A 19,922-nucleotide genomic window follows, 5' to 3' on the forward strand; every position below is an offset into this window, starting at 1 on the left:
CGAACAGTCATTATCTTGCCTGATCACTTCCTTGTTCAGGGCTTTCTCCACTCGTTTCAACAGAAACATCACTCGATTCTGATGCGTTGTATTCACCTTTGAGATATGCTCTTCCTTCCTCCGTGATCCGATAGACTGCGGTTGAGACCTCTTGCAGAAGACCGTTCTCAGCCAATTTCTGGCAGCGCTGACCCACATAAGCGCGGCTATATGGGATCCTGCTGTCATCGGCGATTTCGGACGGTCGCATAAACCCCCCTTCGTCCTCCTCAAGAAGTTCGAGAATGCGTTCATCGAGGAGAACCATCCATTTGCCCGATTTTCGCATATATTCGATCGTTACGAGAGGATGTTATAACCTGAGTATCGTAGCTATCTATATGACCCGAAACTATAACACCGGTTAGTATAGATAGTATCAGTGCGGAGCCACCGAGTAGGATACTGATGACTCTGGTCGGTTGATGAAGAACGGGACCGTGCTAGAACACGGCCCCAAGTGGCTTCGTTCCCTGTGATGAGCAAAGCCATCTTCGCGGGCAAAGCCCGCACGAAAGACGAAACGCCGCATTTTGAAAACAGCATCGGGTCTGTCGCCAGTTCGATCGAGGTGGTTACTGGTGAGTGACGAACTCCGCGAGGTCGCTCCCAGCGTCGCGAAAGACATCTACCTTCAACAGCGCTGGGATGATCTGAGTGAGGCGACTCTCAAGTCTCATCGATATCGAATCGAAGCGTTCGTTGAATGGCTCGAAGAGCAAGGGATTTCGAATATGGCCGAGGTTGACGGCCTTACGATACACAATTATCGAGTCCATCGACGCGAAGAGGATGGACTCAAGAAGGTCTCGCTTCAGGGCCAGATCTCGACCGTCCGCCAGTTCCTTCGGGTGCTCGCTTCAGTTAACGCGGTTGACTCTGACGTAGCTGAGAAGATCCTGCTTCCGACTGTCCGGAAAGGCGAAGACGTCAACGAGGATCGGCTCGAAACCGGACGAGCGCAGAAGGCTCTCGAATACCTCGAACAGTATCAGTACGCATCTCGTCCCCACGTCGAGATGTTACTGATCTGGCGTCTGTCGGCACGCCGGGGTGGTATTCGCTCTTTCGACCTTCGCGACTTCGATGATAGCGGCGATACGCCCGTGTTGGAGTTCCGGCACCGCCCAGAAACGGGGACACCGCTGAAAAACGGGAAGTGGTCCGAGCGGGACTGTGCCATCAAGAACGAATCCCTTGCTCAGACGCTTCGTGATTATATCAACGGCCCTCGGCAGAAGGTCCGTGATGATCACGATCGTACTCCGCTTCTGACCACAAAGTACGGCCGGGTATCTCTCGGTACGATCAAGCAGGATATGTACCGGGTCACGCGGCCGTGTATGTACGGGATAGAGTGTCCGCACGATCGCGACCCGAACATCTGCGAGGCGACGCAGCACGATAAGGCGAGCACTTGTCCCTCATCCCGGTCTCCGCATATGATCCGGACGGGTTCGCTGACAGCGCACCTCGACGCGGGAACTCCGAAGGCTGTTCTGAGTGACCGTGCCGACGCGACTGAGAAGACGCTCGATCGGCATTATGATCAGGCGTCGAAGCGCGAGCAGATGATTCGACGCGAGGAGTTCATCGCGGAGGATCTGTGATGATTGACGGTATTCCCGTAGCCGAATCCCCTCGCGGTCGAATGGTCTGGTATCCGTGTTGGCCCATCCCCAAACCTGGCGGTCTTCAGCCGCCAGGAATCTGGGGCCGCAACTCCCCAGCCACCTAATTCCGTTCGGTACCAAAATCCGAGAGAGGCTTCTTCGTTCGAACCGCTACAGGTCGGAGAAGCGGCCGTCGCGATCAGGGAATCAGCCCTGGCCGACGAGGAACACGACGACCAGCGAGAGGATGACCAGCGTCTCCGGGAGGACGGTCAGGATGAGTACCCGGACGAAAAGGTCCTCCTTCTCCGCCAGTGCGCCGACCGAGGCGGCACCGATACCGCGTTCGGCGTATCCGGCTCCGAAGGCGGCGAGCCCCACGGCGACGGCCGCACCGAAGTTCTCGATGTTTCCAGTGATCTCTCCACCAGTCTGAAGCGGGACGGGGGTACTTACCCCAGCGATCAGTGACCCAACCATTCCAGATACTGCTAAATTCGATGATACGATAACTCCACCGTAGAGTGAAACCGTCGTTTCACACAGAGATTTAAGCAGTCAGAAAATAAATACTCAAGATCGGCACTCATACCGATTCAGCGTTATTTGTAGCTGTTTTCGGCGAGGTTCAGAGATTTTATGTTCGACACATACCACAAGATTTAGTAATACTTCCTACGCAATTTTATGTTTGTATTTAATCAGTTACGAAAGAAAAGTCATTTTTGTGATATACGATTTCTCTACTGTCTGACTCGCTCAGATGATCGAATCGTCTACGACGAGTGCGTCTCGACTGCGACCTCGTCGACGTAGTGTTCCGCGTCGCCCTCCCAGATCACGCTCGTCCCCACCGAGAGGTACAGCTGGTCCGTCGAAAGCGCCGGCAGCGTCCACTCGAAGGTGTACTCCCGCCACCCGTCGGCCAGCCACAGCGGCTCCCGGAGCCCGCCGTAGGGCGTCTCCCTCAGCGCGCTCGTGTTGAGCCCCGGATCCGGAAAGTCCGCCTCGGCCGCCGGCCGCTCGGGACCGAGGCGCATCACGGCGTCACGGAGGGTGTTGAACGACTCGGACTCGCTCCAGAACTGCGCGGTCACGTTGATCCGGGAGGTCCCGTCCGTGGAGATCGACACCGGACGGGTCGCCCACGTCACGCCGTCGTCGTAGTCGCCCTCGTTCCAGATCCGGAGCGATCGGTCCCCGCTCGCCGCTTGGGCGTCGGAGACGGCGACCTCCCAGTCGAAGTCCGCGAGGTCGACCTCGGGCCCGATCGCCGCCGCGGGCTCCCAGCCGTCCAGCCCCGACTCGAAGCCGTCGGTGAACGCCGGGTCGTCGCCCCCGAGACACCCCGCGAGCGCGAGCGTGCCCGCGGCGGCGCCCCGACACAGTAGGTCACGTCGATCCACCCCGAAATCTAATCACCGAACTGACAAATAGCTGGCGGGGCGTGGGCGGGAGGCGTCGGCGACGCTGCCTGCGAACCTACAAGCCCGACGCGGCCGATCGGGGGCGTATGGACCGTCGGCTCCGCATCGGTGCGACGCTCGTGCTCGTCTTCGCCCTGCTCGTCGTCGGCGCCGCGGCGGGCGTGTCAGCGTTCTTCGAGGCGCAGAAGGACCGCAACACGACGGCGACGTACCACTACTCGGCGGAGGTGAGCACGAACGGCACGCTCGCCGACGCGACGCTGTATCTCCCCCTCCCGGTCGATCCCGACGGGACGCCCACGGTGGAGTCGGTACGGATCTCGAACTACGAGGGCCCCGAACCGAACTGGACGGCGCGGGTCGCCGAGACCGACCGCGGGCCGATGCTGGCGATCGAAGCCGACGAGATCGTCGGCGAGGAGCGGTATTACCTGGTCACCGAGAACGGCTCGCTGGCCCGTCCGGGCACGGTCACCCCCGCGGAAATCCCCGAGAATATGACGGGACTGTCCCTCCGGCCCGCGCTGACCCGATACGAGATACTGGCCGAGGTCACCGTCGAACCCTTCGGGAACGGTATCGAGAACGGACTCATCGAGACGCGATACCCGCGCGGCAACGCCAGTCTCCTCTCGGCGACCTACGGCTACGCGCCGGGGGCGTGCGATCCGGTCTGGGACGGTCCGGCAGAGACCTGCACCGCGTTCCGGGCGGACCTCTACGCCGACTACGAGACCGCGCCGACGACGGTCGTCCGCGTCGGCCCCGTCGAACTCTGGGGCGCGAACGAGTGGGGATGGTTCTTCGCCAACAGTTTCAACGAATACACCCAGCGGGTCGAACAGGTCGAGTTCGAGGGGTCTCACGAGGGGTGGACGAGCGCCGGCGGCGAACTCCACGCCGGGCGCGGAAATTACTGATCGGAGGGTACTAAACACGCCGGTCTCGGATAATAAAGGCGACCGGAACGGCGCCGTCGAATCGCCGGACGCGACGGCGGAATCCCGCGGCACAACGCATATATGCGGTGAAAGACTTATACACGGCTATGTCGCGGTCCGCGCTAGTCGGAAACGTCACGGCGATGCTGGAGGACGCGGGGTTCCTCGTCAGCGACCGCTGTGCGATCCGGCCGAAGAGTTTCGACATCGCCGCACGGCGCGGCGACGATCTCCTCCTCCTCAAGATCCTGGGGAACATCGACGCGTTCGACGGGAGGACCGGCGAGGAGATGCGGCGGCTCGGGACCTACCTCGATGCGACCCCGATGGTGATCGGGCTTCGGACCCGCGACGAGGACCTCAAGCCCGGCGTGGTCTACTTCCGGCACGGCGTTCCAGTGCTGAACCCCGACTCGGCGATGGAGCTGTTCGTCGAGGGCGTGCCGCCGCTGATCTACGCCGCCCCGGGCGGGCTCTACGTCAACATCGACGGCGACCTGCTGTCGGACGAACGCGAGGAGCGCGGCTGGAGCCTCGGACAGCTCGCCACCGAACTCGGCGTCTCCCGGCGCACCGTCTCGAAGTACGAAGACGGGATGAACGCCTCGATCGAGGTGGCGATCCAGCTCGAAGAGCTGTTCGACCAGCCGTTCTCCAGCCCCGTCGAGGTGATGGACGGCGCCGAGGACGTCCGCGACGCCGAGCCGACGCCCGACGACCCCGACCCCGAGTCCGACGACGAGCACGTCGTCCACGTGCTGACGCGGGCGGGGTTCACCGTCCACCCGACGGCCCGCGCCCCGTTCAAGGCCGTCAGCGAGGACGAGGGGCGCAGCCGGGACTTCACGCCGATGCTCACCGGCCACTCGCCGTTCACCCGGAGCGCCGAAAAGCGCGCCCGGATCATGTCCTCGCTGGGCGAGGTCACCCGGACGCGGTCGGTCTACTTCACCGAGGACCAATCGAAGCGCGACGCCGTCGAGGGCACCGCCCTGGTCAGTTGCGAGGAGCTCGCCGACATCGACGACCCCGATGAGATTCGGGACCTCATCCGGGACCGCTCTCAGGAGCCGACCGAGGCCTGAAAACAGGGAGCTTCGGTCTCGGATCGCGATTGCGACGTGGGACCGTCAGGACGCCTCGCCGTACGTCTTCTCCAGGTACGCGACGATGTCGTCGCTCTCGGGCATCCCCTCGACGCCGTGTGCCTCGTCGACGAGGACGGGCACGCCCGTCTGGCCGCTGATCTCTTCGACTTCGGTCCGCTCTGCGTGCGCCGAGGGGACCATCACGGACTCGTACTCCAGGTCCAGTTCCGCCAGTTTGTCCTTGACTTTCGCGCAGTACGGACAGCCTTCGAGTTCGTACAGGACGAGATCTGACATCGCTCCCAGGTAGGAAAGCCGGTCTAAAGAGTCACGCGGTCGAGTGCGCGCGGGGCGCACGAGAGCGGGCCGACGGACTGCGGCCGGCGGAGGTCACGCCCATCGATCGGCGAGCCGCCGGACCCCGACGAGGATCCGCCGCCGCGCGGCGACCAGTTCCCCGCCGGTCCAACAGAGCCCGACGAGGACGGCGCCGATGGTCCACGCGAAGTCCCAGCCGGACATCCAGACCGGGCGGAGCCACGGCGTGACGTGCGCCCAGCGGGTCGCGAACTCGGTCATCGGACCCTCCAGGGGAGTCCCGGCGAACGTCGCGCGGATCCGTCCCGCGAAGCCGACGCCGCCCTCGCCGCCGGCGGTGAGCTGTGCGCTGCCCGTGATCTCGTAGGTGCCGCTGGCGTTCAGATCGCGGATCGTCGGCCCCGACGACTCGGGGCCGGTCCCGATCCGCTCGGCGTCGTAGGGGCCCCAGGTGGCGTAGTACTCCCAGACGACCTCGCCTCGGGGCGTGATCTCTACCACGCGGTGGTTCAGCGTGTCGGTGACGAGCGTGTTGCCGTTGGGGAGCCGGTCGGCGTCCCGCGGCCAGTTGAGCGAGTCGCCGCCGACGCTCCAGGTCCGGACCCACTCGCCGCCGTCCTTCGCGTACTCGACGACTCGGTTGTTCCCGCTGTCGGCGACGAGGATCGTCGGCGTGCCGTTCTCGCTCAGGAGCCAGTCGGGGTTGTGCTGTTCGCGGAGGACCGAGTAGTCATCGTCGCTGCCGAGGCGCTCGACGATCTCCTTCGTCTCCATATCGACGACGATCGCCTGGTCGAAGTTGCGCGGCGAGACGAGGAGGCGGTCCTCGCCGACCGGATCGACGTCGTTGACGTGGGACCAGTCGTCGTTGTAGCCGCCGTCGGTGCTCGCGGGGAAGTGGTTCTTGAAGTACCACTCCCAGGTGATCTCCCCCTTCGAGCGGTTGTAGACGACGACCCGGTCGTCGCTCACTTCGGCGGAGGCGTTCCACTCCCGCATATTCGCGATGGCGATGCGGTCCTCACCGATGTAGGTCACGTCGTGGGTGTCGGTCATATTGAACCGCTCTTCCCAGACGCGTTCCTGCGTCTCGGGGTCCAGCTCGAAGACGAGCGTGTCGCCGGCGCGGGGCGAGGAGACCAAGAGATTCCCGTTCGGCAGCGGGTCGACGTCGAAGAACCACGCGTCGCCGCCGACCCGGTCGTCGTGGGTCCAGCGGAGGTCGCCGCGCCGGTCGACCGAGACGATCCGCGCCGGCTTCTTCGGGTTCGTGTTGCCCTGGAAGGTGTAGCCCTGCGTGCTGATGACGGTCGGGCCGCCGGCGGGACTGGCGATCGTCCCCTGTTCCAGACTCGTCTCCTCGGCGGGATCGTACGTCAGCGCCGAGACCGCCGACGGCGCCAGCAAGGAAACGACGAGCAGGAGCGCGAGACCGCGGACCGCAGTCGAGCGAGAGAGCGAAGGCGAAATCGTCACACCGCGGCCTCAGGGTGTGGCTTTTGAATCTCTTGCGGTCGCCGCCAGCGAGGGCCGGCGGGCCGCTACACCTGGTCGGTGAGGACGCCGCCGGTCCGGACGACGAAGTAGACGACGAACGCGCCCGCGAGCACCCAGTGGCCGAGGCGGAGGTCCTCGCGCCGACCCGCCGCGAGCTTGATCAGCGGGTACGAGACGATGCCCGCGGCGATGCCGTAGGCGATCGAGTACGCGAAGGGCATCACCAGGATCGTCATCCCGGCGGGGACCGCCTGGGTGAAGTCGTTCCAGTTGATGTCGACGACGTTCCGGAGCATCACGACGCCGATGACGACGAGCGCGATGTGAGAGGCGTACAGCGGGATCGCGGCCGCGAGCGGCACGATCGCGAGCGAGAGGACGAAAAGCACCGCGACGGTGAGCGCCGTCAGGCCGGTGCGGCCGCCCTCCTCGACGCCCGAGGCGGACTCGATGTAGGTGGTGACCGTCGAGGTGCCGAGCATCCCGCCGACGGTCGTCCCGACGGCGTCGGCCATCAGCGGCTTGTCGATGTCCGGGAGGTTCCCGTCTTCGTCGAGGAAGCCGCCGGCCTGGCCGACGCCGACGAGCGTGCCGGCGGTGTCGAAGAAGTCGACGAAGAAGAACGTGAAGACGATGAGCGAGAAGGTGAACGCCTCGACCTGGCTGAACCCGGCGACGAACCCGCCCGCCAGCGGCGTGATGTCGTACTGGACGGCCCGCGACCCCGCGACGAGCCCCGCGTCGGGCGCGATCGGGCCGAAGGTCGTGACCGCCCAGCCGAGGACGGTGGTCGCGACGATGCCGATGATGATCGAGCCGGGGACGTTGCGGGCGTAGAGCGCGAACGTGAAGAAGAGGCCGACGACCGAGACGATCGCGACGGGATCGGAGGCGATAGAGCCCAGCGTGACGAGCGTCGCGGTGTCGTCGACGACGACGCCCATCGCCTGGAGGCCGATGATCGCCAGGAACAGGCCGATCCCGGTCCCGACGGCGAACTTCACGGGCTCGGGGAAGAGCCGGATCACGTACTCCCGGGCGCCGATCGCGGTGAGGAGGATGAAGATGAGCCCCTCGACCACGACGGCGGCGAGCGCGGTCTGCCAGGGGACGCCGAGCGCGCCGATGACGGTGAAGGCGAAGAAGGCGTTGAGGCCGAGCCCAGGCGCCTGCGCGAACGGTCGGTTGGCGTAGAACGCCATCACGAACGTCGCCGTCGCGGCCGCGAGGATCGTGACGACCGCGAGCATCGACCGGACCTCCGCGGGCGAAAAGCCCGCGAGGATGATGCCCGGTTTCGCGTCCGGAATGCCGGCCAGGATCGAGGGGTTCACCACGACGATGTAGGACATCGTCAGGAACGTGGTCAGTCCCGCGAGGATCTCGGTCCGGAACGAGGATCCGTGTTCTTGTACATCGAAGAAGTTCTCGACGGAATCAACGAGGCCCATAATGCACGTCTGAGCATATCCTCGATCTGTATTATAAGGGTTGTCATATCGGGGATCCGCGCGCCGCCCCCATCACCCCGCCGGCGTTGCGGTCGCGGCCGCCTCACTCGGCGTCGAACGTCGAGAGCGCGCCGACGGGCGCGTCGGTGAGGTCGCGGGCGCGCTCGATGCCCTCGTCGCCGACGGCGATGAGCGCGAAGACGCCCGAGACCTCCGCGTCGGCCTGGGTCGCGATGTCGAGGAGGAGTTCCTGGGTCTCGCCCGAGCGGATGAGGTCGTCGACGACGAGGACGCGCTCGCCGCGGGAGATGGCGCGGGCGGGGAGGTAGTAGGTGAGTTCGATCCCGGAGGCGAGCCGCTGGCGCGATTCGATGAACTCCTCGACGGCGGTCTCCTTCGACTTCTTGGCGTAGGCGACGCGGGCGTCGAAGTAGCCGGCCATCGCCGCGCCGAGGGTGATGCCGTCGGTGGCGGCGGTCAGGACGACGTCGGGGCGCTCGAAGCCGAGCGCGTTGGCGGCGACGGGCGCGACCAGATCGAGGAAGGACTGATCGAAGACGATGCCGGAGTTGTCGACGTAGCCCTCGTCGTCGAACTCGACGCGGGCTTCGAGTTCGGCCGCGAGCGCGTCGCGGCCGACGCCCTCGACGACCTCGCGGGCGCGTTCGATCCCCGGGAGGACGTGGCCGTTGACGTAGCGGTTGAGGTCGCCCGCGGGGAGGTCGGTGAGCGATTCGAGTTCGTCGTACGTGCGCGTCTCCTTGAGCATCCGCAGGACCGCGACCGCCTGTAACTGGAGGGCCGCCTTCTCCGCTCTGTTCATATCACGATGTGCGCGGTTGCGTAAGTATGAATACGTCGATACGGAATACGGAAGAAAGAACCACGAACGTGGATTTGACAGCGGAAGAGAATTTTTCAGCGGTCGGCGTCGGCGAGCAGGTCCTCGGCGGTCACCAGGGCGTCGAGTTCGACGTCGGCCTCGGCCAGCCGTTCGCGCGCGCCCTCCTGGCGGTCGACGACGACGAGCACGCGGTTGACGACCGCACCCGCCTCCCGGAGGGCTTCGACGGCGTCGAGCGCGCTCTTGCCCGTGGTCGCGATGTCCTCCAGCACGACGACTTCCTCGCCCTCGGAGAGGCGGCCCTCGATGCGGTTGCCGGTCCCGTACTCCTTGGCCTGTTTGCGCGCGATGACGTAGGGGAGGTCGGTCTCGACGCTCGTGACGGCGACGAGCGGGACGGCGCCGAGCGCGACGCCCGCGAGCTTGCTCTCGTGAATCTTCTCGGCGAAGGCCTCGGCGATGAGTTCGAGGCAGTGGGGGTCGGTCTCGAAGAGGTACTTGTCGACGTAGTACTCGGAGGTGCCGCCGTGGGAGAGCTCGAACTCCCCGAACTTGACGGCGTCGGCGTCCCGGAGCGCGGTGATGAGTTCGTCGTTCGCCATTGGCAGAGAGAGCGCGAGGGAGGCGCTTAAACGGGACGATTCGGCGCAGAGAGTAGTGCGGAGGCGGTACGGAAGCGGCGCGGAAGCGGCATGGAAGCGGCGCGGAGGCGGTGCGGAGGCGGTGCGGAGGCGGTGCGGAAGCGGCGCGGAAGCGGTGCGGAAGCGGTGCGGAAGCGGTGCGGGAAGTCCGTCGCTGTACCGCGAGACGAGCGAATGCGAGTCTCGCGGCCCTTTTTCCCTCCAGGTTTTTGTCGGGGGTTCGAGGCCGCGCTCCGCGCGGCCGAGGACCCCGGAGAAAAAGGTGGGTTAGTAGGGCTCTTCCTTCAGCCCCAGCAGGTACGCGATCCCGTTCGTCGCGACGTGAAGCACGGGCGTGAGCACGACCACGACCCCGAGGACGGCCAGCGAGAAGGTGTCGAGGAACCACCCGAGGTCGGCGAGGGCGGCACACGCGAGCGCGCCGGCGACGAAGTCCAGTTGGTCGACGACGGGGAACGCCGCGCCGCGCTCGCGGCCCGTCCGGCGCTTCAGGAACGACGCCGCGATGTCGCCGAGCATCGCTCCGAGGGCGAGACCGAGCGCGGCGGGGAGGGGAAACGCCGGGACCGACACGCCCGTCAGTCGGACGACCACCGGGCCGAGGAAGTTGAGCGCCTGCGCGAGCGCGACGCCCGCGAGCGTGCCCACGGCCGTCCCGCGCCAGGTCTTGCCGTCGCCGAGGAGGCGGCGGCCGCCCATCGTCCGGCCGCCGTCGATCGGCGCCCCGCCGCCGGCGAGGACCGCGACGTTGTTCGGGACGTAGGCGGGGAGCATCGCCCAGAACGCGAGGACGACCAGATCGAGGAGCATACGTGTCGACTCCGCGGGGAGTCACAAAAGTGTCCCCGATTCCGGTTCTGTCCTATCCCGACCCCTCTCGGGAGTCCGTCGATCGCACCGCGGCCGTTATGTGAACTCCGCGAGGGAGTCGAAGCGGTCCCAACACTCACAGTCCAAGTCGTCGATGGAGGTGACTTCGTCGGGGAGGTCCGAGATCGGCATTCCGTCGCCGACCTGCTCGCACCCGTCGGTGTGGATGGAAAAGTCGTCGGTCGCCATTACGGGCATACCTCCCGATAGCGACGGGGAGGCTCAAAAGCGTTCAGGCCCATTCTCGGGAACGATTCTCGGGCGGCGAGGCGCCCAGGACGCGACAGCAGCCATTTAACCCCGCGGCCGCATCTTTGAGTCGACAAATGTCCTCGTGGAGGCGCGATTTCGCAAGCGGCCTGATCGTCCTGACTCCGGTCCTGGTCATCCTGTTCGTCCTCAATTACCTCTACTCGCGGATCGTCGACCTGCCCGTGATCCGGCAGCTGCCGGAGCCGATCGGGTTCGTCGTCGCCGTGACGGTCTTCATAATGTTGGTCCTCTCGGTCGGCTACCTGATGCGGACGACGATCGGCCGGCTGTTCGAGGCGTACCTCGACGCCGCGATGAACCGCGTGCCGCTGGTCCGCGTGCTCTACAACGCCTCGAAGCTCGCGGTCGAGACCGCGGTCACCGGGACCGAGGACCTCCAAAAGCCCGTGAAGGTCGAGCCCTGGGAGGGGATGCGGATGACGGCGTTCAAGACCGGGAAGGTCACAGACGACGGCCGCGAGGTGCTCTTTATGCCGACGGCGCCGAACATCACCACGGGGTTCGTGATGGAGGTCGAATCCGAGGACATCACGGAGACCGACGAGCGCATCGAGGAGGCGCTCACGCGGGTGCTGTCGGCCGGGTTCGGCGAGGAGGAACGCAGCCCGCCGATCGACATCGACGCGCGCTCCGAGGAGTAGCCAAAGACCGCCTCGGGGCAAAAAGCCCTATACGCGCCGCGTCGATCCCCGCGTATGGTCATCTCGACGACGTCGGTGTGGGACGAGGTCGCCGACGGCATCGCGGCCGAGTCCGTGATCGAGTACGAGAAGGCGACGGTGTACGGCGACTACAAACAGGAACGGGTGTTACACCAGGGGAGGATCCGACTGCTCCCGAACGGGTGGATCGCGCTGCCGACCGGGCGGTTGCTGTCGCCCGAAGCGGTGCATCACATCGATCCGTAGCGGGGAGGGACGGCGATGAACGTAGGCTTCGCGCTCACGGGAGTCGTATTCGTACTCGTCGGGATCGACATCGGCAGGCGACCGGCGTATCACGCCGAGCGGTTCGGGAGATACAGTCTTGTCACCGGTGGAAGCGCCGGGTCGAACCGACTGACGCGCGCGCTCGGCGCGTTCCTCGCGATCGCGGGTATCGTTCTGTTCGTCGGTGGTGTGGCCGTCTGAGTCGGTCAGGAAAATATTGAATCCGGGTGACTCACGTAAGGGAGAACAACGTTCTCACGTGACGCGCGACGCTGTGCCGCAATCCTCTTGGGCCGAATCCACGGACTACGGATATGCCCTCCCTCCGTACAAAGTCCGTCGTCGTCCTCGCGTTGGTGCTGTTCTCGGCGATCACCGGCATCGGGCTCGTCGCCCCCGGCGAACCCGACCATCGCCTGGGTGGCGTCTCGATAGCGACCACGGAGAATCAGTCCGCGACCGTCCAGATCCAGGTGTTCTCCCGGAGCGGTGCGGTTCGCGTCGCGAACAGGACAGTGACCGTCCCGCCGGCCGAACACGATCTCACGGAGACCGAAAGCGGGGCGTACTCGGGATTCGTTTCGGCGGGGGAAGTCACCATAACGGAGGGGTGGATCGGCTCGGGGAACTACGTCGTTCGGGGGCGCTTGGCCGGAGCGGAAACGTGGTCCCGGGTCAGGCTCGGCCCGGTGGACCTCGAACAGTCCCCTCCGTGGTGGGTGACCGTACTGGACAGGTACGACGTGGCCGAGCGCGAGTGCTTCGGCGTCCGGGCGTGGATCTCGGAGTCGGCGGCGTCCGGCATCGAGCTCCGGGTGAGGTCGTGCGATAGTGTCGGCTAAGTCCGCCAGACGAACACACTCACCATTCGTGAAGGAGAGCTGTCAGCACCGACCGGCGTGCGTCGGCAAACGGGGGGAGTGCGTGCCGACCAATCCGGACTGTTAATTCATCGGAGCCCGTACCACTGCGATATGACCGTCACCGCGGAATTTTTCCTCCGGTCGCCGTCCCTCCCGCTCGTCAGTATCACGACCGAGCTCCAGCCGGACCAGGTCACCTGTACGCACGCGCTGTGCCTCCAGCCCGACGTCCAGACCTTCGTCGTCGAAATAGACGCCACAGACAAGGTCTCGGAGGCGGAACTCGAAGCGCTCGACGAGGTCACAGAGGTCACGTCGCTTGGGGAGTCGGACGACAAAGCCGTCTACGAGCTCGATATCGAGCTCGCGGAGACGCCGTTTGCGTCGCTCGACGACGGCCGCTCGGGGGTGGCGAAGATGAAGTCGACGGTCATAACCCCGGACGGCTGGCGCGAGACGAAGGTGTTCAAAGACCACGAGACGTTCACCGAATTCCGCACGACGATGGAGGAACACGGGATTTCGCTCGACCTCATCTCGATCACCTCCGAGGCCGCCGAGTCCGAGGACTTCCTCCGGGATGGGCTGACCGAACGCCAGCGCGAGGCCCTGTCGCTCGCCGTCTCGCGCGGCTACTACGAGAGCCCGCGGCAGGTCACAGCCGAGGAGCTCGCCGAGGAGTTAGACATCTCGCAGCCCTCCCTCTCGGCGCTCCTCCGCCGCGGCGAGCGCCAGCTCCTGACCGCCTCGCTCGACGCGCCGACTATATAAACGCCCTTTCCATATAGCATCAACGTCTCCCCCGTCGTGCGCCTCCCTTCAGGTGATGTCAGGCGACTTCGGTTCAGAACTGGATGGGAAGGTCGCGATTGTCACCGGCGCGTCCTCCGGGATCGGCGAGGCCACGGCGGAGGCCCTCGCGTCCCGCGGCGCGAGCGTCGTCGTCGCCGCACGGCGCGAAGACGAGCTAGAAGAACTTCAAGCCGGGATCGAATCCGAGGGCGGCGACGCGCTCGTCGTCCCGACCGACATTACGAACGACGACGACATCGACGCCCTCGTCGACGCGACGCTCGACGAGTACGGTCGCATCGACATTCTGGTGAACAACGCGGGCATTATGCCCCTCAGCCACATCGCGGACGTGGATCGAGACACCCTGCAAACGACGATCGACGTCAACCTCAGCGGGCTCGTGAAGCTCACTCACGCCGTCGTTCCGACGATGCTGGAACAGGAGAGCGGCCACGTCGTGAACCTCTCGTCGGTCGTCGGACGGTTCCTGATGGAGAACGCCTCGCACTACAACGCGACGAAGGCCGGGGTGAAGATGTTCGGCGACTCGCTCCGTCTGGACGTCGCCGCCGAGGGGATTCGCGTGGCCACGATCGAGCCGGGGTCGGTCGCTACGGAGCTGCCGGAGTCCATCGCCGACGAGGAGATCAAAGAGCAGATCGAGGAGCTCGGCGAGTCGATGCGCCCGCTCCAGCCGGACGACATCGCCCGGACGATCGCGTTCGTGGTCTCCCAGCCGCCCCACGTGGACATCAACGAGGTCCTCGTCCGCCCGACGGATCAGGTCCAGCCCTAATCCGCGCTGAGGTGACCACACGATGGACATACAGCGAGGCTGTTCGCAGCCCTCCACCGAAGGCCCCGAGGAGTACTTCACGGGGGACGTCCGGATCGATCCCCTGTTCGACACGCACGACCAGGCCCGCGCGGCGGGGGCGAGCGTCACCTTCGAGCCCGGCGCCCGCACCGCGTGGCACACCCACCCGCTGGGTCAGACCCTGATCGTGACGTCCGGCTGCGGGCTCGTTCAGAGCGAGGGCGAGTCGATCGAGCAGGTCCGCCCGGGAGACGTGGTCTGGTTCCCGCCGGGCGAAAAGCACTGGCACGGCGCGACGCCGGAGCAGGCGATGACCCACATCGCCATCCAAGAGGAAGAGGGAGGCGAGGTCGTCGAGTGGCTGGAACAGGTGACCGACGAACAGTATCGGCCGGAGTGACGGCCCTCGCGGCATCGGTCAGTCCGCCGTGAGACGCGGGGTGCCTCATAGTGATTACTCTCGTCTCTTACCGCCGAACGCCACGCCCGGTGACGGCCTTCGGCGGTAAACAGTGAGAGTAATCACTATCACAGCCGCGTTCGTCCCGTTCGATAGCACAGATCGAGTCCGTTGCGCAGCGCCGCACTTCGCGGCCTCGACGAAAAAGAGAATTCTCAGACGTACGTGAACCACTCGTCGTGCGCGTCGGTGCGGCGCTCGACGAGGTCGAAGAAGGCCTGCTGGAGTTCTTCGGTGACGGGCCCGCGCGTCCCGTCGCCGATCTCGACGTTGTTGACCTTCCGGATCGGCGTCACCTCCGCGGCGGTGCCGGAGAAGAACAGCTCGTCGGCGGTGTTGAGTTCGCCGCGGGAGATCGTGGCCTGGTCGTGGACGGTGTAGCCGCGCTCGCGGGCGAGTTCGATCACCGTGTTCCGGGTGATGCCGTCGAGGATGCTCTGAGAGAGGCCGGGCGTGTAGATCTCGCCGTCGCGGACGAGGAAGATGTTCTCGCCGGGGCCCTCCGCGACGTTGCCCTCCTTGTTGAGGACGATCGCCTCGGTGAAGCCGTTGCGGCGGGCCTCCTCGCCGGCGAGCATCGAGTTGACGTAGAGGCCGGTCGTCTTCGCGTTCGTCGGGATCTGGCTGGAGGCGTGCTTGCGCCACGAGGAGATCATCACCTCGACGCCCTTCTCCAGGGCCTCCTCCCCGAGGTAGGCGCCCCAGGGCCAGGCGGCGATGGCGACGTTCACGGGGTTGTCCTTGGGGCTGACGCCGAGCGAGCCGTATCCATAAAACGCGACCGGGCGGATGTAACAGGACTCCAGTTCCTCCCGGCGGATGAGCTCCAGGGTCGCCTGGGTGAGCTCGTCGCGGGAGTACGGAATCTCCATATCGTAGGGCTTGGTCGACTCGTAGAAGCGATCGAGGTGTTCCTCCCAGCGGAAGATCGCCGGGCCGTTCTCCGTGTCGTAACACCGGACGCCCTCGAAGACGCCCGTGCCGTAGTGGAGGCCGTGCGCGAGAACGTGGACCGTCGCGTCGTCCCAGTCGACGAACGAACCGTCCTGCCAGATCGTATTTAGGAAATCCGTGTCCTCCTGCATTTCCTTGAATCCCATATATCGACCCTCTCACCCTACCCAAATAAAAAAAGCGGGGTTGATCCAATCATCCGAATAGATGTTATTCGCACTGTATGAGGATGCAGTTTTTATCTTGTCTGTTGATCAGTCTTGGCCGGTCGATGGACGATGCTTTGATATGGAGACAAAGAGGAATTGCAGTAACTCCCTTCTATGAGCATACAGGAATCTGCGGACATTGACCGGGGTGCTATTGAGGATTTAGTTGACGAGTATCAGTCCCGTCCCCGGAACGAGCGAATGGATATGAAAGAGGCGGGGGTACGACAGCAATTCATTAACCCACTTCTCCGTGCGCTCGGATGGGACACCACCAAGGATCAAGTCAAACCCGAACAGAGAACGCTGGTCGGAGACGTTGACTATGCTCTCAGTCTCAATGGGCGCGAGCAATTCTTCATAGAAGCAAAATCATTCTCAGAGGATCTTGATGGGACACGTCGGTTGAGTAGCGGCGAAAAGCAATCCTACGTCGAACAGGCCATTGACTATGCGTGGCACCAAGGGTGCGATTGGGCCATTCTCACCAACTTTGCCGAACTTCGCCTGTACTTCACTCACGTCAATAAGGATAATCTCGAAAAGGGTCGAATATTCACTCTGACAGTTGACGACTATACCACAGAAGAGGGGTTGGAACAACTCTCTCAACTCTCAAAACAGGCAGTTGCCGATGGATCTCTTGAGAGATTAGAACGGGCGCGAGAGCGAGATTCAGTCACAGTTGAGATTCTAAATGTACTATCGGAGGCGAGAACGCGCCTTACCCGAGACGTTCACGAATCACACCCTGAGCTATCACTTGACGAGCTTCGGGATGGGGTTCAACGAATCTTAGACCGCCTTGTCGTAATGCGTGTGGCGGAAGATCGTGGAGTAATCCCGGCGGACACTCTACTAAGTACGGCTGAATTGTGGGAACAGAAGACGATCAACCCGGACGTGCGGACACTGGTACGTGATCTGAAAAACGCCTTCCGGGATTTCGATTCCGTCTACAACTCGGAGCTATTCGCGGAACATCCGTGCGAAGACTACGATATTTCAAACGACGTTCTACTCGATATTATCGACTCTCTCTACGACTACAACTTCTCATACATCGACGCCGACGTGTTGGGCCGTATCTATGAAGACTATCTCGGACACGCAATAGAGGACAAATCTGAGGACTTAGAATTAGTAGAACATCAAGACGAACGCCGAGAAGAAGGTATCTACTACACCCCCGTTCCCGTCGTAGAGTACATCGTTGATAGCACGTTGGGTGAGCGGATTGAGGGTATAATGAACAACGTGCGGGAGGAGTTGGACCAAGACGATCCTGATTTTGAGTCCGCCCGCGCAGAATTTGACAAGATCGAGGAGATCACCGTCTTAGACGTGACCTGTGGGAGCGGGAGTTTCCTCATCAAAGCATTTGACTTGCTCGTTGACGCCTATGAGGAGTACCAGGAGTTAGCTAAATCTGCGAACAAATCCGCGAACGGAGGGATGAATGTTCTATCCTATTCTGAAGATCAGACGATCCCGAATGACTACAAGCAAGATATTCTCCGGAACAACATCTACGGCGTCGATTTGGATTACCAGGCGACGGAGATTGCGACAGTCAATCTACTCTTGAAGGCATTGGAAAAGGGCGAAAAGCTCCCGTCGATCCTTGAAGACAACATTCGGCCCGGAAACAGCCTGCTGAATGGTTCTCCCGAGGAGGTTGCGGAGGTTCTCGACGTTTCCGTTGAAGAGGCGGAAGAGATGGGAGCGATGGAGTGGGAGGAGGAGTTTGAAGACATTTTTGAGGAGTACGGCGGATTCGACGTGATTGTTGGGAATCCTCCGTGGGGTGCTGAGTTGGAAGCTTACGAGGAATGGTTAGAAAGCGACCACGGATACGAATTGGCAACCGGGCAGTACGACTCGTATGAGCTGTTCTTAGAGTTGGGTGGAGACTTGTTGAGAGAAGGTGGGACGCTTGGATTCATCATTCCGGACAGTATATTCAATGAGGATTCGGTTCCACTTCGCAGTTGGTTAGCAGAAGATCATCAATTAGATCGTGTTCACAAGTTAGGAGAGGGTCTTTTTGATAACGTATTCGCGGCTACAGCGATTGTTCAATATACTAATCAACAACCCCGTGACGATCAGGAGATTGAGGTTAGTATCCTACAGAAAGAAGACCGTAAGAAGATTATCGGAGCAGGCGGAGGCGCGCTGAAGAGTATTATCGAAGACAAAAAGCATATCACAAAACAGAGTCGGTTCACAGAAAACGAAGACTACGTATTCGATATTTGGGCCGGGGTGGAAGACCACCAGATCCTCGACGCTATGGAAGCGGATACCGTTGATTGGTCAGAAGTGGTTGATAACGGGCGGGGCGACGAGACGGGCAAGGAAGGAGAAATTCTCAAATGTCCGTATTGTATGGAATGGAGTCCGTTCCCGCAGAATCGGGCAGAGTCCAAAGGCGGGGGATACTACCCAAAAGTCTGCGACCACTGTGGAGAAGAGTTTGAATTTGAAGACGCAATTTCAACCAGAAGAATCGTCAAACAAGAGCCTACCGAGGAGTGTGATACACCGATCTACTTTGGAGAACACGTCAATCGGTACAGAACAAGCGATAACGCATACATAGATAAGGACGTAGAAGGGGTCGGACTGAAAGACGATTGGCGATTTGAGCCTCCAAAATTACTCATCCGGGAAGCTGGTGTTGGCTTCTACGCAACTGTCGATTACACAGATGCACGTTGTTTGAAATCTGTAATGTCTTTCCGTCCAAAAGAAGACCGCGAAGAGCCGTTTGAGAAATACGATCTTGAGTATTTCTTGGGCTTCCTCAACACTCGTGCTATGCTCTACTACTATGCTAAGGTCAAAGGCATCGTTGAGTGGCAATCATTCCCACGGCACCCTCAGAGCTTCATTATGTCTCTCCCTATCCCCGAGATCGACTTTGATGATCCGGACGAACGAGAAGATTATGAGGAATTTGTAGAGTTAGTCAGGAAGGCGACCAGCGACGATCAGCAGATTGACGAGGAGTTGGATTGGGAAATCGAGAGAGCCGCATTGGATCTATACGGCATTCCCGACGAAAACCGTCCCCGAATTTGGAATGAGTTGAAGAAGCTACAGCGACTCAGGATTGTACGCGAGTTATTCCCCGATGCCGGTTCCGAATAGTCTGAATAGTCAGTTCATCATCAAGTTTATGTCAAATGGGAATCGAATAATTGTATGACCAAAACAAGGGAATGTTCGCTATATCGTTGTAAGAACTGTCATATTGTAGTCGGCCAAAAATCGAGTAAAATGTTTAGTCCAAGTAATTCTTGTCCTGTTTGTGACAATTCAGGGTGGGAAGAAGTAGAGGTTGCCTAAGACATTCATTCTCCAACACCCACAATTACTGACCATACCTTACTAACCACAACTTTTGCAGACCCATCCACGAGTCGTCACAGTAACAGAACTACCACAATACGGGTACCAACTATTTCGTCTCATACATAGAACACAGATGCCTCACAACTCCCGACTATGTGATTTGTCATATCGCAACCTCGCATCTCTCAGAGCCTTCTGACGGCAAACAGGAAAACATTCAGTCCCGGTCGAAACCGCAACACGACTCAATCAGAGGAACATCGAGTGGCTCATAAGCTTATGTGCAGACCGTCTATGCTCTCGGTTCTGTGTGTTCGGACGAAAAGCGCGCTTCGGCACGCAAGGCCAGAATATCATCAACCAACTGAATTATTGTGGTCTCAATTCGGCTGAATCGGTACACGTGGATCTTCCAAACCACAATATCAAAATCTCGTTCGCCTAAATGGATTCTGACAGGTTTCCCATAATACGATCAATCCCCTTCGGGTACTTAGAAAAACTCATCCTGAGCTTATCTGAGGCGTACAAGA

General features: G+C 61.9%; 22 protein-coding genes. 11 read left to right on the forward strand and 11 right to left on the reverse strand.

Features of this window, described 5'->3' with window-relative positions; translation table 11 throughout:
* Positions 1 to 10: 10 nt before the first annotated feature.
* Complete coding sequence (locus OS889_RS15665; protein WP_504923078.1) at positions 11 to 328, reverse strand: winged helix-turn-helix domain-containing protein; 318 nt, start codon at positions 326 to 328, stop codon at positions 11 to 13.
* Between the two features lie 292 nt (positions 329 to 620).
* On the opposite strand from OS889_RS15665, the gene OS889_RS15670 reads away from it, so the two are divergent.
* Entirely contained in the window at positions 621 to 1,649 is a 1,029-nt protein-coding gene (locus OS889_RS15670) for a site-specific integrase (RefSeq protein ID WP_372391420.1), read from the forward strand.
* A 210-nt stretch (positions 1,650 to 1,859) separates the two neighbouring features.
* On the opposite strand, the gene OS889_RS15675 is transcribed toward OS889_RS15670, so the two are convergent.
* Positions 1,860 to 2,132 (reverse strand): ATP synthase subunit C-like protein, encoded by a 273-nt coding sequence (locus OS889_RS15675; RefSeq protein ID WP_372391422.1) that lies wholly within the window; start codon positions 2,130 to 2,132, stop codon positions 1,860 to 1,862.
* A gap of 296 nt (positions 2,133 to 2,428) precedes the next feature.
* Positions 2,429 to 3,058 carry a hypothetical protein gene (locus OS889_RS15680; protein ID WP_372391424.1) on the reverse strand — a complete coding sequence of 210 codons (630 nt, stop codon included), beginning with the start codon at positions 3,056 to 3,058 and terminating at the stop codon, positions 2,429 to 2,431.
* A 107-nt stretch (positions 3,059 to 3,165) separates the two neighbouring features.
* Between OS889_RS15680 and OS889_RS15685 the strand changes: the two genes are divergently transcribed.
* Positions 3,166 to 3,999, forward strand: a complete 834-nt coding sequence (locus OS889_RS15685; protein WP_372391426.1) for a hypothetical protein — start codon at positions 3,166 to 3,168, stop codon at positions 3,997 to 3,999.
* A 128-nt stretch (positions 4,000 to 4,127) separates the two neighbouring features.
* Positions 4,128 to 5,105, forward strand: coding sequence for a transcriptional regulator (locus OS889_RS15690; protein ID WP_372391429.1), 978 nt, complete (start codon positions 4,128 to 4,130; stop codon positions 5,103 to 5,105).
* Between the two features lie 45 nt (positions 5,106 to 5,150).
* Here the strand turns inward: OS889_RS15690 and OS889_RS15695 are convergent, their stop codons facing one another.
* The 7 genes from OS889_RS15695 to OS889_RS15725 all read right to left on the reverse strand — a co-directional run bounded on the left by OS889_RS15695 (position 5,151) and on the right by OS889_RS15725 (position 10,918).
* Positions 5,151 to 5,405 (reverse strand): glutathione S-transferase N-terminal domain-containing protein, encoded by a 255-nt coding sequence (locus OS889_RS15695; protein ID WP_372391431.1) that lies wholly within the window; start codon positions 5,403 to 5,405, stop codon positions 5,151 to 5,153.
* 93 nt (positions 5,406 to 5,498) lie between these two features.
* Entirely contained in the window at positions 5,499 to 6,902 is a 1,404-nt protein-coding gene (locus OS889_RS15700) for an aryl-sulfate sulfotransferase (RefSeq protein ID WP_372391434.1), read from the reverse strand.
* Positions 6,903 to 6,967: 65 nt separating this feature from the next.
* Entirely contained in the window at positions 6,968 to 8,374 is a 1,407-nt protein-coding gene (locus OS889_RS15705; protein WP_372391436.1) for an NCS2 family permease, read from the reverse strand.
* Between the two features lie 103 nt (positions 8,375 to 8,477).
* Positions 8,478 to 9,197, reverse strand: a complete 720-nt coding sequence (locus OS889_RS15710) for a phosphoribosyltransferase family protein (RefSeq protein WP_372391438.1) — start codon at positions 9,195 to 9,197, stop codon at positions 8,478 to 8,480.
* Positions 9,198 to 9,292: 95 nt separating this feature from the next.
* Positions 9,293 to 9,820 (reverse strand): orotate phosphoribosyltransferase, encoded by a 528-nt coding sequence (gene pyrE, locus OS889_RS15715; protein WP_372391440.1) that lies wholly within the window; start codon positions 9,818 to 9,820, stop codon positions 9,293 to 9,295.
* 306 nt (positions 9,821 to 10,126) lie between these two features.
* Positions 10,127 to 10,669 (reverse strand): CDP-2,3-bis-(O-geranylgeranyl)-sn-glycerol synthase, encoded by a 543-nt coding sequence (locus tag OS889_RS15720; RefSeq protein ID WP_372391443.1) that lies wholly within the window; start codon positions 10,667 to 10,669, stop codon positions 10,127 to 10,129.
* A gap of 96 nt (positions 10,670 to 10,765) precedes the next feature.
* Positions 10,766 to 10,918, reverse strand: a complete 153-nt coding sequence (locus OS889_RS15725; RefSeq protein ID WP_372391652.1) for a hypothetical protein — start codon at positions 10,916 to 10,918, stop codon at positions 10,766 to 10,768.
* 137 nt (positions 10,919 to 11,055) lie between these two features.
* Between OS889_RS15725 and OS889_RS15730 the strand changes: the two genes are divergently transcribed.
* The 7 genes from OS889_RS15730 (at position 11,056) to OS889_RS15760 (ending at position 14,806) form a co-directional block, all read left to right on the forward strand.
* Positions 11,056 to 11,643, forward strand: coding sequence for a DUF502 domain-containing protein (locus tag OS889_RS15730; RefSeq protein ID WP_372391445.1), 588 nt, complete (start codon positions 11,056 to 11,058; stop codon positions 11,641 to 11,643).
* A 54-nt stretch (positions 11,644 to 11,697) separates the two neighbouring features.
* Complete coding sequence (locus tag OS889_RS15735; RefSeq protein WP_372391447.1) at positions 11,698 to 11,910, forward strand: hypothetical protein; 213 nt, start codon at positions 11,698 to 11,700, stop codon at positions 11,908 to 11,910.
* Between the two features lie 15 nt (positions 11,911 to 11,925).
* Complete coding sequence (locus tag OS889_RS15740) at positions 11,926 to 12,132, forward strand: hypothetical protein (RefSeq protein ID WP_372391449.1); 207 nt, start codon at positions 11,926 to 11,928, stop codon at positions 12,130 to 12,132.
* 113 nt (positions 12,133 to 12,245) lie between these two features.
* Positions 12,246 to 12,773, forward strand: a complete 528-nt coding sequence (locus OS889_RS15745; RefSeq protein ID WP_372391450.1) for a hypothetical protein — start codon at positions 12,246 to 12,248, stop codon at positions 12,771 to 12,773.
* Between the two features lie 132 nt (positions 12,774 to 12,905).
* A complete protein-coding gene (locus OS889_RS15750) occupies positions 12,906 to 13,565 on the forward strand; it encodes a helix-turn-helix domain-containing protein (RefSeq protein ID WP_372391452.1) in 660 nt (219 codons plus the stop codon).
* A gap of 55 nt (positions 13,566 to 13,620) precedes the next feature.
* The gene (locus tag OS889_RS15755; RefSeq protein WP_372391454.1) at positions 13,621 to 14,385 is read left to right on the forward strand and encodes an SDR family oxidoreductase; all 765 of its coding nucleotides are present in this window, start codon (positions 13,621 to 13,623) and stop codon (positions 14,383 to 14,385) included.
* Positions 14,386 to 14,407: 22 nt separating this feature from the next.
* Positions 14,408 to 14,806 (forward strand): (R)-mandelonitrile lyase, encoded by a 399-nt coding sequence (locus OS889_RS15760; protein ID WP_372391457.1) that lies wholly within the window; start codon positions 14,408 to 14,410, stop codon positions 14,804 to 14,806.
* Positions 14,807 to 15,021: 215 nt separating this feature from the next.
* Here the strand turns inward: OS889_RS15760 and OS889_RS15765 are convergent, their stop codons facing one another.
* Complete coding sequence (locus OS889_RS15765) at positions 15,022 to 15,966, reverse strand: branched-chain amino acid transaminase (RefSeq protein ID WP_372391459.1); 945 nt, start codon at positions 15,964 to 15,966, stop codon at positions 15,022 to 15,024.
* A gap of 177 nt (positions 15,967 to 16,143) precedes the next feature.
* On the opposite strand from OS889_RS15765, the gene OS889_RS15770 reads away from it, so the two are divergent.
* A complete protein-coding gene (locus OS889_RS15770) occupies positions 16,144 to 19,185 on the forward strand; it encodes an Eco57I restriction-modification methylase domain-containing protein (protein ID WP_372391461.1) in 3,042 nt (1,013 codons plus the stop codon).
* Positions 19,186 to 19,922: the final 737 nt, after the last annotated feature.

The sequence above is a fragment of the Halobellus sp. MBLA0158 genome (assembly GCF_041477585.1).
GTDB lineage: Archaea > Halobacteriota > Halobacteria > Halobacteriales > Haloferacaceae > Haloquadratum > Haloquadratum rubicundus.